The 15,440-nt window shown below is 73.8% G+C and carries 13 protein-coding genes; 6 read left to right on the top strand and 7 right to left on the bottom strand.

All coding sequences use genetic code 11. The annotated features are described in order from the left end of the window. Positions 1-830 (bottom strand): AMP-binding protein (locus AB0I21_RS35545; protein WP_360567825.1); only part of this gene is annotated, 830 nt, incomplete at its 3' end. 416 nt (positions 831-1,246) lie between these two features. Here AB0I21_RS35545 and AB0I21_RS35540 point away from each other — a divergent pair. Then, on the top strand, positions 1,247-5,272 hold the full coding sequence (locus AB0I21_RS35540; protein WP_360567823.1) for an NACHT domain-containing protein: 4,026 nt from the start codon (positions 1,247-1,249) through the stop codon (positions 5,270-5,272). A 10-nt stretch (positions 5,273-5,282) separates the two neighbouring features. Further along, entirely contained in the window at positions 5,283-6,209 is a 927-nt protein-coding gene (locus tag AB0I21_RS35535; RefSeq protein ID WP_360567821.1) for a hypothetical protein, read from the top strand. Here AB0I21_RS35535 and AB0I21_RS35530 read toward each other — a convergent pair. Together AB0I21_RS35530 and AB0I21_RS35525 are read right to left on the bottom strand one after the other, a co-directional pair. Then, the gene (locus tag AB0I21_RS35530) at positions 6,186-7,223 is read right to left on the bottom strand and encodes a trypsin-like peptidase domain-containing protein (RefSeq protein ID WP_360567820.1); all 1,038 of its coding nucleotides are present in this window, start codon (positions 7,221-7,223) and stop codon (positions 6,186-6,188) included. The two genes, AB0I21_RS35535 and AB0I21_RS35530, sit on opposite strands and share 24 nt — an antisense overlap. Then, positions 7,213-8,130, bottom strand: coding sequence for a MerR family transcriptional regulator (locus tag AB0I21_RS35525; protein ID WP_360567818.1), 918 nt, complete (start codon positions 8,128-8,130; stop codon positions 7,213-7,215). The genes AB0I21_RS35530 and AB0I21_RS35525 overlap by 11 nt, the downstream gene beginning before the upstream one ends. Positions 8,131-8,254: 124 nt before the next feature. Between AB0I21_RS35525 and eno the strand changes: the two genes are divergently transcribed. Both eno and AB0I21_RS35515 read left to right on the top strand, forming a co-directional pair. After that, positions 8,255-9,526, top strand: coding sequence for a phosphopyruvate hydratase (eno, locus tag AB0I21_RS35520; RefSeq protein WP_360567816.1), 1,272 nt, complete (start codon positions 8,255-8,257; stop codon positions 9,524-9,526). A gap of 97 nt (positions 9,527-9,623) precedes the next feature. After that, the gene (locus AB0I21_RS35515; RefSeq protein WP_360567815.1) at positions 9,624-9,923 is read left to right on the top strand and encodes a hypothetical protein; all 300 of its coding nucleotides are present in this window, start codon (positions 9,624-9,626) and stop codon (positions 9,921-9,923) included. 458 nt (positions 9,924-10,381) lie between these two features. Here AB0I21_RS35515 and AB0I21_RS35510 read toward each other — a convergent pair whose 3' ends face one another. Then, complete coding sequence (locus tag AB0I21_RS35510) at positions 10,382-11,017, bottom strand: 2'-5' RNA ligase family protein (RefSeq protein WP_360567813.1); 636 nt, start codon at positions 11,015-11,017, stop codon at positions 10,382-10,384. Between the two features lie 95 nt (positions 11,018-11,112). Between AB0I21_RS35510 and AB0I21_RS35505 the strand changes: the two genes are divergently transcribed. Beyond that, positions 11,113-11,547: a VOC family protein gene (locus AB0I21_RS35505; protein WP_360567812.1), complete on the top strand. Its 435-nt coding sequence runs from the start codon at positions 11,113-11,115 to the stop codon at positions 11,545-11,547. A gap of 47 nt (positions 11,548-11,594) precedes the next feature. Here AB0I21_RS35505 and AB0I21_RS35500 read toward each other — a convergent pair whose 3' ends face one another. Genes AB0I21_RS35500 through AB0I21_RS35490 form a run of 3 tightly spaced genes read right to left on the bottom strand, consistent with a single transcriptional unit; the run spans position 11,595 to position 14,429 of the window. Beyond that, the gene (locus tag AB0I21_RS35500; protein ID WP_360567810.1) at positions 11,595-12,560 is read right to left on the bottom strand and encodes a hypothetical protein; all 966 of its coding nucleotides are present in this window, start codon (positions 12,558-12,560) and stop codon (positions 11,595-11,597) included. Between the two features lie 4 nt (positions 12,561-12,564). Further along, complete coding sequence (locus AB0I21_RS35495) at positions 12,565-13,221, bottom strand: response regulator transcription factor (RefSeq protein ID WP_360567808.1); 657 nt, start codon at positions 13,219-13,221, stop codon at positions 12,565-12,567. Then, complete coding sequence (locus tag AB0I21_RS35490) at positions 13,218-14,429, bottom strand: histidine kinase (RefSeq protein WP_360567807.1); 1,212 nt, start codon at positions 14,427-14,429, stop codon at positions 13,218-13,220. The genes AB0I21_RS35495 and AB0I21_RS35490 overlap by 4 nt, the downstream gene beginning before the upstream one ends. A 160-nt stretch (positions 14,430-14,589) precedes the next feature. On the opposite strand from AB0I21_RS35490, the gene AB0I21_RS35485 reads away from it, so the two are divergent. Continuing rightward, positions 14,590-15,384, top strand: a complete 795-nt coding sequence (locus tag AB0I21_RS35485) for a hypothetical protein (RefSeq protein ID WP_360567805.1) — start codon at positions 14,590-14,592, stop codon at positions 15,382-15,384. Positions 15,385-15,440: the final 56 nt, after the last annotated feature.

Genomic DNA, 15,440 nt, shown 5'->3' with positions numbered 1-15,440 from the left:
TACAGGTTGAGCACCCGCCGCACGCCCGGGTTGGCGTAGATCCGGTCGACCAGCGCCCGGGTCAGCGGCTCCCCACCGGCGAACACGGCCCGCACACCGTCCGGGAGCGGCTCGCGGAGCAGGACGCTGAGGGCGGACGGCACGCCGTAGACGGTGGTGACCTCGGCGCGGGCGGGCAGCGTGGACAGCGCGAGGAGGTTCTCGGCGAGGATCACGGTGCCGCCGGTGACCAGCGGCAGGAACAGCTGGGTGATCGACGGGTCGAAGCAGATCGACGCGGTGGCGAGCATGCCCCGCAGCTCCTCGGCCGTGTACGCGGCCGCCTCCCAGCGCAGCAGGTTCATCGTGTTGCGGTGCTCGACGACGACGCCCTTGGGCCTTCCCGTGGAGCCCGACGTGTAGATGACGTACGCCGCGTCGCTGCCGTCGCCCTCGTCGCCTCCCAGCGGGGTGCTGTCGGCGTCGGCGCCGATCTCGTCGACCGCGACCGTGCCCTTCGCCGTCGCCGTGGTCGTCGCGATCAGCTTCACCCCGGCATCGGCGGCGATGTATTCGAGGCGCTCCGCCGGGTACGCGGGGTCCATCGGCACGTAGGCGGCGCCGGTCTTCAGCACGCCCAGCAGCGCCGGCAGGAGGTGCTCGTCCCGGCCCAGGCACACCCCGACGAGCTCGCCGGGTCCGGCGCCGGCGCGGCGCAGCTCACGGGCGATCCGGTTCGCGCGGCCGGCCACGTCCGCGTACCGCATCCGGACCTGCCCGGCGATGACGGCCACCCGGTCGGGGGTGCGCCGGGCCTGCTCCTCGAACGCGACATGGACACGATGAGACACGCGCGGTCCTCCCCCGCCCGCGGCACCGATGCCGCGGCGTTGCCTACCGGGAAATCATGCCGCATCTATCTGTACTCCGAAACCGCACGCACGGTCACCGATGCCCCATTGATCACCCTCGCGTTTCGGGTGCGGGTGCGGGGGCGCGGTGGGGCGGATCGCCGAGACCCGCCGGCGCGTGTTCACCCTCGGCGGCCCGCTCATCTTCTCCGGCCCCCTCCAGCCCCCGATGCTCGGCGCCATCCTCCCGCGCCTTCCACCGCCAGCTCGCCACCCGCCCATGACCGGGTGGCGCCGGTCGGCCGGACGGACAGCTGAGTCCGGCCGGACGGCGCCGGGGCGGTCGGGCGTGACCGACCGTCGCCGGTCCTATACTCGCGATACATCGGTCCGGTCGAATGCCGCCCAGGAGCGTGATGCCCGTCCCGTTCCTCTCGGGCAAGAGCTCCGAGGACCTCGCCGAGGCGATGCTGGACGCGTTCCCGACCCGGAGCCCGTTCGAGCAGATGCTCTGGTACGACCTGGAGATCAAGCTCGCCCGGATGGTCGGCGACGTGGTCGGCATGGACGACGTCGTGTTCCGGGTCATCACCGACGCCGACGATCAGGGCTGGCTGCCGGATCTCGTCGCCGCCGCGCTCAAGCGGGTCCCGCGCGCGACCCTGCTGTCCAGGTGGGCGGAGCGGCACCCGCACGTGGTCGACCGGAAGGCCGAGCAGCGTGCCCTCGAGGGCGCCCTGCTCGCCGAAGGGACCGGACGCGACTACGCGGGCCGAGGCCGGTCGGGCCGGGTGCCGGTCGGACGGAAGCGCACCATTCACGACCGCATCGAGAGCAACCTCGGTGCCGACCTGGTGCGGACGCTGCTGCTGCTCAACGACCCCGGCAACGGGCAGGTCCTCGCCGCCCGGTCCGTCGACGCGCTCGCGGCCGCGGGGTCGACCGGCGCCACCGCCCGCGTCGTCCGGCGCGAGCTGTGGGAGGTCACCGACCTCCTGCTGGAGTACGTCGAGGACCAGGTGCTCCAGCTGATCCCGCTCATGTCGACGCAGGTCGTGGACATCGTCGACGAGATCACCTTCGCGGTGGCCACGACGCTCCGCCTGGCCGGGCCGGCCATCACCGCGGAGATGCGCACCGAACCGGACCTGTTGCTGCGGCTGCTGACCGAGCAGTCCGACCGGCGACGCCAGGCCTGGGACCACGGTCCCACCAGCCTCCCGCCCTTCCAGCCGCTGATCGGCGCGATCGTCTCCTACCTGGCCGAGGCGGCGCTCGCGGAGCCCGGGTTGACGCTCGCCGGCCTGCACGACCTGGCGGCGTCGGGCGGCGCCGCCGCGACGATCCGGATGGCGATCAGCCGGATGCCGCAGGAGCGCGACCAGGACTCGGGCCGCCCCAACGACAGCTATGCCGTCCAGTACCTGCGCATGGTCACCCGGACGCTGGACACCCTCGAGGTCCTCGGCATCGACCTGCTCACCGAGGTCCGCCGGTACAGCCTGACCACCGCGTACGTCACCCTCGAGGCCACCGTCCCGCGCCCGACCGCGCAGGGCACCGTCGGCTACGACGCGCAGCCCGTGGACGCGGCGCTGCAGACGGCCGGCCGGCTGGTCCTGATCGAGGGCGAGGCCGGCTCCGGCAAGACCACCGTCCTGCAGTGGGCCGCAGTCAGCATGGCCCGCGGCGAGCTGCCCGGCGGTGACCTGCATCCCTGGCACGGCCGGATACCACTGTTCGTCCGGCTGCGGCGGTACGTCAAGCGCGCCCTGCCCACCATCGAGGAGCTCACCCGCGAGGTCGCCGGAGCGTCCCTGCATTCGCGCCAGCCGGCCGGCTGGGTCGCCAAGGTCCTCGAGGAGGGCCGGGCGGTCCTGCTGATCGACGGCCTCGACGAGGTCCGGACCGACGAACGCGCGACGGTCCAGGCCTGGCTGGAGGACCTGACCTGGCACGCCGTCACCGAGCAACACAACACCCTGGTCGTCACCTCACGCCCGGCCGCGGCCCGCGGCGGCACCTACGACCTCGACCGCTTCACCCCGCTCACGCTGACCACGATGAGCTTCCGCGAGATCTTCCGGTTCATCCAGGACTGGCACGCGGCGACGCTGGAGCGGCTCCCACCCGACCAGCACGAGTCCCACCGGGCCCGCGCCGCGCACCTCGTCGTCGAGATCGACAGGTCGCCGGCGCTGCGCGACCTGGCCCGCACGCCCCTGCTCTGCGCGGTCATCTGCGCCCTCAACTACAAGAGCCCCGGTGGCCTGCCCAAGCAGCGCATCACGCTGTACGAGGACGCGCTGAAGATGATGCTCGGCCGCCGTGAGCACGAGAAGGGCGTGGAACCCACCGGCGTCGGCGCCGAAGAACGCACCGCCGTGCTGCAGTCCCTCGCCCAGTGGTTCGTCGTCTCCGGCCTCTCGGAGGCGCCCCGCGACGACGTGCGCAGCCAGCTGGGCCTGGTCGCCGGCATGCTCCGCGGCGTCGACTGGACCGGCGGGCAGATCCTCCACGACCTGCTGGAGCGCTCAGGTGTGCTCCGCGAGCCGGCCCCGGGCACGATCGACTTCGTCCACCGCACCTTCCAGGAGTTCCTCGCCGCCCGCCACCTCGTCTCCGGGGGCTCCACCCGCATCATGCTCGACCACGTCCGCGACGCGGACTGGCAGGGCGTCATCAGCATGGCGGTCGGCTGGGCCTCGAAGACGTCCGCCGTCGAGTGGCGGCGCCTGACCGACGGCATCGTCGACGCGATCGTCGCCGACGACTCGGTCTCGTCCGGCCGGTCCCCGCTGCGCGAGTTCCTGGCGGAGTGCTTCGAGATGTCCGTGGTGGTGGAGCGGGAGAGCTACGAGCGCGCCACCGCCTACCTGGAGCAGCGCATCCCGCCCCTCAGCCGCGACGAGGTGAAGTCGGTCGTCGCGATGGGACAGACCGCGCTGCCCCTGCTCCGGCGCGTCCTGCAGCACACGGTGCAGGACCCCGCCACCGCGTCCCTGTGCGTGCGGGCCATCGTCGGCATCGGCAGCGAGCGCGCGATCGAGGCGCTGGTCCCCGCGGCCCAGCGCTTCGGGCACGAGCTGGCGCAGGAGCTCGTCGACGCGTGGAGCGGGTTCACCCCCGGCAAGTACGGCATGATGGTGCTGCAGGCGATCCCGAGCTTCATGACCACGGCGGTCGTCGTCCGCGACCAGACCGTCCTGCCGTTCATTCCGTACGAGCTCAACCTCGACCTGCACTTCGTGCCGGACGTGATCACCGCAGACTTCGCCGGCCACGTCGCACAAGCCCGCGTCACGTCACTCACGATCCCGGCATGGCCGGCCGACATGACGCTCGACTGGCTTCCGACCGTATTGGCGTCCGAGGTTGAGCTTCACGAGCTGCAGCGGTTCGACCTGGGCGATTCGCATGCCAACGACACGATCCTTGATCTGACGCTCGGCTTCGCCGATCACCTGCCCCTCGCCGAGGTCGACTGCACGACGTTCATCGGCTTCCTCGAGCTCACGACGCTGACGATCCGAGGTCCGGTCATACTCCGCAACATCCACGCGCTGACCGCGTTCAGGATTCGCGAGTTGACATTGGCCGGTGGTGTCCGGGTCGACTGGCGCACCGAACGGCTCACCCGTTCCTGGCTCACCGATCTGACGATCGAGGATTTCCACGATGACGATCTGCTCGCCCTCTCCAATTGCGTCAACCTGCAGTCGCTGACGCTGCGACGGTCGTCGGTCGTCGACCTGAGCGGCATCGAGGGTATGGAGCAGCTGCAGTTCCTGGATGTGTCCGGCTCGACGCGCCTCGTGGACATCGGGGCCGTCGCGCACCTACCGGCCCTCACCGACATCGGACTCGGCGGCTGTGACCAGCTGCAGGTGAGCGAGGAGCTGCTCGCCGCCACCGACCTGGACCTCGGCGAGGTGTTCCTGGCGGCCCACGAGCATCCCGACGACGTCCGGCCAGTCGGCGACCTCGACGGGGCGCTTCCGTTGCCGCCACACGACTTCGAGGACGAGGACTTCCGGGATCTCCTGACCACGTTCCCCGACTCCGGCGAGGCCACGGACTCCGGGCGTTACCTCGACGGCTGGATGATCGGCACGCTGTGGGAGCTCAACCAGCCGGCGGATCACGGCGTCGTCTCCTACGACGAACTGCTGGACCTCGGAGACACCGACCAAGAGCTCGCCGACCTGCAGCGATGGTATGACGACGAGTGGGGCGCCGACGAGGACTGGGACGACGACGAGGACTGGGACGGACCCGGCCCCGACGACTCGTTGCCCGAGGCGGTCGTCCCGGCGCTGGTCCTCGGGCTTCCCGCCGAGCCACCCGACGCGGACGACGACGTCGACGAGGACGCCGAGATCCCGCCGCTGAACGAGGTCGCGCCGACCCTCGCCGCGATCCGCAGGCATTCCTACCTGTGAAGGAGTCCGGATGACGGAGCTGGCCCACCGCGCCGCGCGGGTGACCGTGCTGGACGCGCAGCTGCGGCAGTGGCACGGCAGCCAGGTCGGGTCGACGCTGCGGCTCGCCGGGCCGTGCCCCGTGTGCCGGCACGCGTGCACGGCGACCGTCTCGTTGCGCGCCACCGACCTCGAAGGGTTCGACCCGGACCCGGCGACCTCGGTCACCGCCGGGTTCGCCTGCACCTGCGGCCAGGAGCACGCGGGGCAGCCGGCGTCACCGCCGAAGGGCTGCGGACGGACCTGGACGGGGCACGCCGAGGTCGCGGCGGACGGCACGGTGACGCTCCGGCCGGCGGACGACCCGTACCTCGCCGAGGCGGCGGAGGCGTACCGCATCGCGCAGACCGGGCGGGTCGACCGGCTCAAGGCTGGGGCCGAGAAGTGGATCGCCGGGACCACCGCGCTGCTCGGGGTGCTCGGCATCGTCGGCGTGAGCCTCGGCGCCGACCAGGTCGCCGCGCTGGACGTGGCCGGCAAGGTGTGGACCGCCGTCGCCGTCGTGGTGGCGGTCGGGGCGGCCGCGGTCGCGATCCAGCAGGCGTACCGCGCGGCGTACGGACAGCCGGAGACCCGCACCATCGCCGACGACGCCGACCTGCTCGCCTGGTACACCGCCCAGCAGGATCTGCCGGAGGCGATCGGCCGGCGGCTCCGCGGTGCGGCCCGGGCGTCCGCGACGTCGCTCGGCGCGCTCGTCGTCGCGATCGGGCTCACCTGGTTCATGCCGGCGGCGGAGCCCGCCTCGCCGCTGGTGAAGGTGACGTCGCAGGACCAGTCGATCGTGTGCGGGACCCTGCTGAAGTCCGGCACGCCCGGCGCCGTCCGGGTCCGGCGTGCCGACGGTACCGTCGCCGACGTGCAGGTGAGCAGCCTAGCGCCGACGGAGAAGTGCTGACACCGCCGGCAGGCCCAGTACCGGCAGGATGGGCACGGCGCGGTTGCCCGTCGGAACCTCCCAGGACTCGGTGGCGGGGTCGCCCGCCTGATGGATCGCGACGAGCCGCCAGTCCAGCGTGAAGCATGGCGACCCCGACGACCCGCCGTCGGTGTCGGCGGTGTGGCGCAGGCGGGTGCCGTTGGCGTTGACCTCGGTCACCTTGCCGAAGCGCAGCTGCAGCGGCCGGCGGCCGAAGTGCTGCAGCACGGCGATGCCGTCGCCGGGGCGCGGCGGACGGCGGCCGGCGACGTCGATCCAGCCCCGGTCGGCCGAGGCCGGTTCGCCGGTGCCGCCGACGGGCATCTCGCCGATCGGCTCGGCGAGGCGCAGCACGGCGAAGTCCAGCTCGGCGCGGTCCGGCAGGTCGGTGCCGCCGCGCGACCACTCGGACGGGCTGTTCGGGGCCGACGCGGCGAGCCAGTCGTCGGCGAGCTCGACCGCGGTGCCGGCGAACACCTCCTGGTCGGCCGTGTCCCGCTTGTGGTCGAACACGATCCGCACCTCGTCGCGCCGCGCCGCGGCGACCACGTGGTGGCTGGTCATGCACAGGTCCGGGCCGATGAGGAAGCACGTGCCGGCCGGATCGCCGGCGATCTCCACCAGACCGACCTGTCCTTCGAGGACCCCGAGCCGGGTCCGCCACGGCGCCGGGTGGATGTCGACGTCGCCGGCGCTGAGGATCGTCTCCAGCCCGCCGGTGCCGGGCGTCAGGGACCGCAGCTCCGCCACCTGCCGCAGACCGGCGTGCTCCGGCCGGGACTGGCGCGCCGCGACCACGAGATGGTCCAGCCAGCCCTCGGAGTCGGCGGCCCTGATCAGGTGGAAGACCCGCGTCTCCAGGTTGTCGGCCATGGTGATCCGGGCCCGCTGCTTGGACAGCCGGTAGTACAGCATCTCGTCGAGACGCTCGGGACTGAAGGCGTCCAGCAGCGCCTCGCTGAGCTGCCCCGCGAGTCGTCCGTCAATGGCCATGCCCTTCTCTACCAGACCGGGCGGATCTGGTGAGCCACTGCATGACGGCGAGGAGGTGGGAGGCGGGCTCGGGGATCGGGTGGAAGACGTGTTCGACGACGTCGTCGGTCACGACGAGGGTGAGGCGTTCGTAGAGGGTCATGTCGCCGGCGGTGAACGTCGGCAGCTCCAGCGCGGCGGCCAGGGTCATCCGGGGGTCGGGGATCAGCGGGTACGGCAGCCGCAGGCGGTGCACGAGCTCGCGCTGGTATCCGGTGGACTGCGCGGAGAGGCCGAAGACCCGGTCGACGCCGGCGTTGCGCAGCTCCGCGTGGTGGTCGCGCACCCAGGTCGCCTGCTCGGTGCCGCCGAGGGCGCCGTGCACCTCGATGAGGCCCTTGGGCAGGTCGACGCCGGGGCGGCCGGTGAGCGGGTAGACGAAGATGACGGTCCGGCCGGGGCCGAGCGCGCCGAGGTCCACGGGGCGGCCGTCGGTGCAGTAGAACGCGAGGCCCGGCAGGCGGTCACCGACGAGGCGGGACGGGTCGGCGCCGGGCGACGAGGCGCCGGTGGCGACGCGTGCCGTGGCGGTGTCGAGACGGCTGTTGAGCGCGTCGCGCTGCGCGGTGAGCCGGCCGATGCGGTCCTGCAGGGTGGCGATGGTGCTGCGGTAGGTCGCCAGCGCGGCGGCGCACACGTCGGTGTCGTCGGCGCCGCCCACGATCGAGTCGACGAACGGGCGGGTCTCCTCGACGGTGAGGCCAAGCGCGGTCAGCTGCCGGATCTGCTCGACGAGCCGGACCGCGATCGGCTCGTACTCGCGGTAGCCGTTGCTCAGCCGCCGTGGGACGACCAGCCCCGCGGACTCGTAGTAGCGCAGCGCCCGCACGGTCGTCCCGGTCCGGCGCGCCAGTTCACCCACCCGCATCCCGCGACCTTAAACCCGGACCCTGGGGTACAGGTCAACGTGTTGATCGTCGCGGTGGCAGGACCGCCGCCGTCTGCCAGTCTGGGCCCGGTCGAGCAAGCGACGAAACACGGGAGGTGGATCGATGACGGCGATCAGCCGGGTCATCGGACGGCAGGTGCTGGACAGCCGGGGCAACCCGACGGTGGAGGTCGACGTGGTCCTCGCCGACGGTGCGACCGGCCGGGCCGCGGTGCCGTCGGGCGCGTCGACGGGCGCCAACGAGGCGGTCGAGCGGCGCGACGGCGATCCCGCGCGGTTTCACGGCAAGGGGGTGACCGAGGCCGTCGCCGCGGTCAACGGCCCGATCGCCGCGGCGGTGACCGGCCTCGACGCGGAGAACCAGGCGCTGGTCGACGAGACGATGATCGCGCTGGACGGCACGGCGGACAAGCGCCGCCTCGGCGCCAACGCGATCCTCGGCGTGTCGCTGGCGACGGTGAAGGCCGCCGCGGCCGCGCACCGGCAGCCGCTGTACCGCTACGTCGGAGGGGTCGGGGCGCGGCTGCTGCCGGTGCCGATGATGAACATCGTCAACGGCGGGGCGCACGCCGACAACCCGCTCGACTTCCAGGAGTTCATGATCGCCCCGATCGGCGCGCCGACCTTCGCCGAGGCCGTCCGGATGGGCTCCGAGGTCTTCCACACCCTGCGACGGTCGCTGGCGTCGGCCGGGCACAGCACCAACGTGGGCGACGAGGGCGGCTTCGCGCCGGACTTCGCCACGGCCGAGGAGGCGCTCACCTTCGTGCTGCGGGCCGTCGAGGACAGCGGCTACCGGCCGGGCGCCGACATCACGATCTGCCTCGACCCGGCCAGCTCGGAGTTCTACCGCGACGGCGTCTACGACTACGCCGGCGAGGGCCGCAAGCGGTCGGTCGACGAGCACATCGACTACCTCGTCGAGCTGGCGGCGCGCTTCCCGATCACCTCCATCGAGGACCCGATGGCCGAGGACGACATCGACGGCTGGACGCGGCTCACCGCCCGGGCCGGCGACCGCCTCCAGCTGGTCGGCGACGACGTCTTCTGCACCGACCCCGCCCGCCTGCGCGCCGGCATCGACGGCGGCTACGCCAACGCGGTCCTCGTCAAGGTCAACCAGATCGGCACGCTGACCGAGACGATCGAGACGGTCCGGACCGCGCAGCGGGCCGGCTACCGGGTGGTGATGTCGCACCGCTCCGGCGAGACCGAGGACACGACGATCGCCGACCTCGCCGTCGGCCTGGACTGCGGCCAGATCAAGACCGGCTCGCTGTCCCGCTCGGACCGGACCGCCAAGTACAACCAGCTGCTGCGCATCGAGGAGGAGCTGGGCAGCAGCGCCCGCTACGCGGGACGGGCCGCCCCGTAAGGTTGCTGGACCGGCATCTGCGAGCGGATGCCGGTCTTCCGGCTCGCATCTCAGCCACCGGCTACCGGTGCAGGGCCCGCACCTGCACGATGGAGGGATGACCGCCGACGACCAGCGGCGCCGCTGGGACACCGTGCTCGGGCACCTCGCCGCGGCCCTGCCCCGCGGGGCGGCCAGGGTGGTCGTCGACGGCGGTGACGGCCGCGCCGCCCAGGTCGCCGACCGGTTCGCCGCCCACCTGCACGCCGGCGGGCGGCACTGCGTCCGGCTGACCGCGGCGGCCTGCACGAGCGACCGCGACGGCTGGTGCACCAGAACCCCGGACACCGTCGTCATCGCCGACGGACCAGGCTGGCGGCACCGGCTCCCTGCCCCGTCGTGGCACCTGACGGTCTGAGTGCGCACGCCACCGGCTGCCACCACCGGCGCTTCCAGCGCTTCCAGCGCTTCCGGCGCTTCCGGCGCTTCCGGCGCTTCCGGCGCTTCCGGCGCTTCCGGCGCTTCCGGCGCTTCCGGCGCTTCCGGTGGATTCCAGGGTGACGACACCGACGCCGTCATCGACCTGTACGACCCCGCGTGGCCGGCGCTGCGGCACCTCGACGCCCGGCTGGTCGACGGCGACGTGTGGCACCGCAGCGAGTCCCAGGCGTTCTTCGCCGGCCGGGCCGCGACCTGGGACACCAGGTTCGGCGACGACCTGCCCGCCTATGCGGCCGCGGTCGCCCAGTCCGGCTTCGCCCCGGGTGACACGGTGGTCGATGCCGGCTGCGGCACCGGTCGCGCCCTGCCCGCGCTGCGCGACGCCACCGGCCCGCACCGCCACGCAGTGGCCCGGCCGCACCGCCGCGCGGTGGCTCAGCCTCGCAGGGGGATCCGGGCGAGCGGCTCGTGCCACCGGTATTGGCTGCGGGCCGCGTCCTGGACGACGTCGAGCAGCCAGACCGACCCGACCGTCAGCCGTGCCCGGCCGGGCCGCACCGTCCGGCGCAGGTGCTCCTGGATCTCGCCGGAGTCGGCGGCGCCCATGCCGTAGGCGAGGCTGATGTGCGGGATGCCGGGGTCGTACCGCAGCCCGTCGTCGCCGAACACGGCCCGGATCGCGGCCCGGACCCGCTCGCCGAGCACCGCGAACGGCTCACCCGGCAGGTCCTGGTCCAGGTCGACCGCGACGCCCGCCCGCCCGGCCTGCACGGCGCCGGCGGTCGCGGTGAACGCCGGGAGCCCGCCGACCTCGTCGTGCAGCGCCCCGATCAGCGCCGCCCGCCGCGCCTCGCCGACGTCGTCACCGGCCAGACCGGTGACCATCTGCATGGTGGCGTGCAGCCACCGGTCGGGCACGATCGACATCGACGCCGGATACCGCTCCAGGACCTCGCCGCTCTGCCGCACCAGCCGCCGCAGGTCGGGGTCGGCGTCGAGGTCGGGCAGCACGTACACGTGCCAGCGGCTGCGCTCGGCCCACGTCCGCTCCGCCGTGATGAACCGTTCCACCCGCCGCCTTCTCCCCGTCCGGAAAAGCCCGATCCAGGATCGCACGTCCGGTGGTTCACCGGGCGCGGCGCGGCAAGGTGCGGTATCGATGGAGCATGACTGTCGTCTGGGGAGTCACGGTCGACTGCGCCGACCCGGGGCGCCTTGCCGCGTTCTGGCGGGAGGCGCTCGGGTACGTGGACGCGCCGGTGCCGGAAGGGTTCGCCAGCCGCGAGGAGTGGCTGACCCGGTGGGAGGTGCCGCCCGAGGAGTGGGGTGACGCGGCCTACCTGCACGATCCGCGGGGGGTCCTGCCGAGCCTCACGTTCCTGAAGGTGCCGGAGGCGAAGGTGATCAAGAACCGCCTGCACCTCGACCTCAAGGTGGGTGGCCGGGACCGGCCGCAGGAGCAGCGGTGGCCGGTGGTCGCCGCGACGGTGGAGCGGCTGGTCGCGGCGGGCGCGACGGTGGTGCGGGAGGCGACCGTCGGCGGCGTGCCCAGCCACGTCCTCATGGCCGACCCGGAGGGCAACGAGTTCTGCGTCGTCTGACGGCGACCGCGTGGGAGGTCTGCTGCTCGAAGCGGCCGCCGAGCGGCTCAGCGGGCGTCGAGCGGCAGCGGGACCAGGACCTCGGGCAGGCCGGCGGCCGGCCACGCGACCATGAGGCCGAGCTCGGCGCCGCCGGGGTCGGGCAGGACGAACTCGATCCGGGACCGGAACACGTCGGGGCCGCCGCTGGACCCGCCGCTGCCGTGCGGCGCCCAGACCGCCTCCCCGTCGTGGACGACGGCGACCGTGGCGCCGGGCAGGCCCGGTGGGCGGCCGGGGCCCGGGACCACGGACATGGCGCCCGCCCGCGGGCCCCGGGCCACGCTCAGCACCTCCGCCGACAGGACCCCCTCGACGGCCGTGAGGCGGGTCAGCGCGACCACAGCGTCGGCGCCGCGGCTGAGCACCCGCGGCCCGGCGACGATCCGGCCCGCCTCGACCGCCGGCCCGGGGTGCGGCGCGTCGTGTGTGCGGCGGCGCAGCGAGTCAGGTGCGGGCCCGGCGTCGACCGGCGCGTCCCACATCGAGACCGTGCCACGCTCCACCGCGTCCCGCGGTGGCAGCGGAAGGTCCACGATGGACTCGGGGAACCCGATCTCGGGCCAGGCCAGGACGAGCGAGGCATGGTCGTACAGTGGCGGAAAACGCACCGTCGTGCGCAGGCTCGGGCCGTGGGTGCCACCGGAGTGGTCGCCGCTGCTGGAGCTGGTGCGCGACCCGAACACCCAGTGCGCGCGCCCGTCCGGGTCGAGCCGGCCGACGCGGAGGTCGAGGCCTTCGTCGTACGCCGGCAGCAGGCGCCGCGGCGCGGGCACGACGCCCTCCCGTCCGGCGCGGATGCCTGCCTGCCGCTCGGTCGCGCCGCGACGGTCGAGGGGGCGGCGGGCGAGCAGCTCCACCTCGAGGCCGGTGGGGCGGGAGACGGCGCCGACGATGCCGACGCTGAGCTGGGGCCGCCGCACGACGAGCCCGCCGCGGTGCGCGAGGACGCCGAGCGTCTCATCGATGGGCATCGCGTCAGGGTAGCTCGTCGAGCAGACCGGCCTCGCGGGCGAGGAGCGCGGCCTGGACGCGGTTCTCCAGGCCGAGCCGGGTGAGGATGCGGTTGACCCGGCTCTTCACGCCCGACTCCGACAGGTCCAGGGTCCTGGCGATCCGCGCGTTGGACAGCCCGCGCCCGACCAGCACCAGCACCTCGAGCTCCCGGGCGGTGAGCGCGGCGAGCGCCGTGCGGCCGTCGGCCGAGGCGGGTGGCGCCTGCAACGCCTCGGCGATGCGGCGGGTGACGGCCGGTGCGAGCACCGCGTTGCCCGCCGCGACGGCCCGGACCGCGTCGCAGAGCTGCTCGGGCGACGCGTTCTTCAGCAGGAAGCCGCTCGCCCCCGCCCGCAGCGCGGACTGCACGTACTCGTCGAGGTCGAACGTCGTCAGCACGAGGATCTTCGACGGCACCGCCGCGCCGATGATGCGCCTGGTCGCCTCGACGCCGGTCAGGCCGGGCATGCGCACGTCCATGAGCACGACGTCGGGGCGCAGCTCGGCGGCGAGGGCGACGGCCCGCTCGCCGTCGGCCGCCTCGCCGACGACCTCGAGGTCGGGCCGCCGGTCGAGGATGGCGCGCAGCGCGGCGCGGACCATGTCCTGGTCGTCGGCGATGAGCACGGTGACCGTCACGGCCCGCCCTCCCCCTCCCATGGGAACGTCGCCTCGACCCGCCAGCGTCCGTCGGCCAGCGGGCCGGTCGACAGGGTGCCGCCGAACAGGGCGACCCGCTCCCGCATCCCGATCAGGCCGAGCCCCGCGCCCGGCATCGGCTGGTGGCCGGCGACCGGCGGATCGTTGACGACGCCGACCTCCAGTTGGTGTTTCCGCTGGTGTACGGCCACCCGCACCGCCACGGGACCCGCGTGCTTCAGCGCGTTGGTCAGCGCCTCCTGGACGACCCGGTACGCCGAGACCTGCACGGCGGCGGGGACGTCGGGGCCGGCCGACACCTCCAGGTCCACCTCGCACCCGGCGGCGGACGCGACGCCGGTCAGCTGCCGCAGGTGGGCGAGCGACGGCTCCGGCAGGAGGTCCCGCGTCGCGTCGTCGTCCGACAGCAGCCGCAGCAGCCGGCGCATCTCCAGCAACGCCGTGTCGGCGGCGGTCCCGATGCCCGCGACGCCGCGGCCGGCGAGCGCGGGGTCCTCGGGCAGCGCCTCGGCCGTGGCCCGCGCCTGCACGGCGATCGCGCTGACGTGGTGCGCGACCAGGTCGTGCAGGTCGCGGGCGATGCGGGCGCGCTCGGCGGTGACGGCGCGGGCGGCGCTGCGTTGCTGCTCGGCGCGCAGCAGCGCGGTCAGGTCCCGCAGCGCGGCGGCGTCGGAGTGGATGTGCCGCTGCGACCTGCCCAGCTGCCACAGCCCGGCCACCAGCCCGACGGCCACCGTGACCTCGATGACCCCCGGGCGCAGCGCCGGCGGCAGCGGCGGGCCGGTGATCGGCCGGAGCAGCAGGTCGTGGCCGAACATGGCGAACCCCGCGACGGCGACGGACAGCAGGCTCACCGGCGGCGGCGCGTACCGGGCGACGGCGTACACGCCGAACCCGAGCGGCAGCCCGTCGCGGAAGCTGATGGCGGGGTCGACGAGCTCGAACGCGACGTACGCGACGCTGACCGCGGCCATCACCGCCCACGGGTGCGTGCGCCGCCACAGCATCGGCGCGGCCTGTGCGACGAGCAGCGCCCACAGCACGGCGGCGGTGACCGGGTCGGCGGGCGAGAACGGCGCCCGCGGCCAGTCCGGCGGGCCGGCGCTCTGCCGCAGCAGGACCATCGCCACGGCGAGCCCGCAGGCCAGCAGCGCGTCGGCCACCCGCGGCCTGCGCAGCACTTCCATGATCACCTCCCGTTCGCAGACCCACCCTAGACCGCCGCGCGGGCGGTCCCGGCGAAAGGAATCCAAAGTTGCGCGCGGATCGTCCACGCGGCCGAGGGAGCGCCCGCGGCCCGCTCATACCGTCGAGTCACACGACTGAACGAGACCGGAGGACAACACCTTGCGCAGCACCGATGGCCGGCTACGGCCCACCCGTACAGTGGCGGCGGCGACACTCGTCGTCCTGTTCGTCGTCGCTCCGGCCCAGCTCGCCGGCGGCGACTACACCAGTGAGGGCGCACTGCGCGGCGCGGTCCGCGGGGCGTTCGCGGGGTTCTGGGGGTCCGGCGGCGGCGAGCTGACCCCGGCGATGCGGCGGATCGCCGACTACTGGCTGCGCTACCACCTCGCGAAGGCGGTCATCGCGGCGGTGCTGCTCGCCGTGCTGGTGCCGCTCGGTGTGCGGTTGTGGCGGATGTACGTGGGCGCTCCGCGCCGCCGGCTGCTCCTCGGCGGCGTCCTCGTCACCGGGCTCGCGCTGGCGGCGCTGGTGCTCGTGATGGCCAACCTGCAGGGCGCGGCGGCCCCGTTCGCGTCGCTGCTGCCGCTGCTCGTCGACACCCCGCCCGACGCCCCGCTCGCCGGCGTGCTGGCCGACGTCCGGCAGCAGCTGACCGGCGTCGTGCACGCACACCAGGCACCGTCGCCCGCACTGTCCCGCATGATCGACGACTACGCGCTCTACCACTGGGTGATCGCGGTGATCGCCGCGGTCGTCGCCGCGGGCCTGCTGTCGGCCGGCGTGGTGCTCTGGCGGCGCCGCGGGCCCTCGGGCCCGGCCCGCCGGGTCCTCGCCTCGCACGGCGTGCTGTTCGCGGTCGTGGCGCTCGCCCTCGCGGTGGTGGCCGCGGCGAACGTCGGCACCGCCCTGGACCCGGACCCCGCCTTCGCGGCGTTCATCGACGGCGGCTGGTGACGCGGCACGGGACCTTCGGCCCTGCCGCTGCCGGTTGTCACCGGCGAGGGTGGAGG

This window comes from Dactylosporangium sp. NPDC050588, from assembly GCF_040654975.1.
Lineage (GTDB): Bacteria > Actinomycetota > Actinomycetes > Mycobacteriales > Micromonosporaceae > Dactylosporangium > Dactylosporangium maewongense.
Note: the sequence above shows the minus strand (reverse complement) of the source record. Positions and strands in the feature narration are given on the sequence as shown.

Excerpts from the sequence above, each read along its gene's own strand:
- eno (WP_360567816.1), top strand. The coding sequence starts at position 8,255 with ATGACGGCGATCAGCCGGGTCATCGGACGGCAGGTGCTGGACAGCCGG.
- AB0I21_RS35490 (WP_360567807.1), bottom strand. The coding sequence starts at position 14,429 with ATGGAAGTGCTGCGCAGGCCGCGGGTGGCCGACGCGCTGCTGGCCTGC.
- AB0I21_RS35535 (WP_360567821.1), top strand. The coding sequence starts at position 5,283 with ATGACGGAGCTGGCCCACCGCGCCGCGCGGGTGACCGTGCTGGACGCG.
- AB0I21_RS35530 (WP_360567820.1), bottom strand. The coding sequence starts at position 7,223 with ATGGCCATTGACGGACGACTCGCGGGGCAGCTCAGCGAGGCGCTGCTG.
- AB0I21_RS35500 (WP_360567810.1), bottom strand. The coding sequence starts at position 12,560 with ATGCCCATCGATGAGACGCTCGGCGTCCTCGCGCACCGCGGCGGGCTC.
- AB0I21_RS35515 (WP_360567815.1), top strand. The coding sequence starts at position 9,624 with ATGACCGCCGACGACCAGCGGCGCCGCTGGGACACCGTGCTCGGGCAC.
- AB0I21_RS35505 (WP_360567812.1), top strand. The coding sequence starts at position 11,113 with ATGACTGTCGTCTGGGGAGTCACGGTCGACTGCGCCGACCCGGGGCGC.
- AB0I21_RS35540 (WP_360567823.1), top strand. The coding sequence starts at position 1,247 with ATGCCCGTCCCGTTCCTCTCGGGCAAGAGCTCCGAGGACCTCGCCGAG.
- AB0I21_RS35525 (WP_360567818.1), bottom strand. The coding sequence starts at position 8,130 with ATGCGGGTGGGTGAACTGGCGCGCCGGACCGGGACGACCGTGCGGGCG.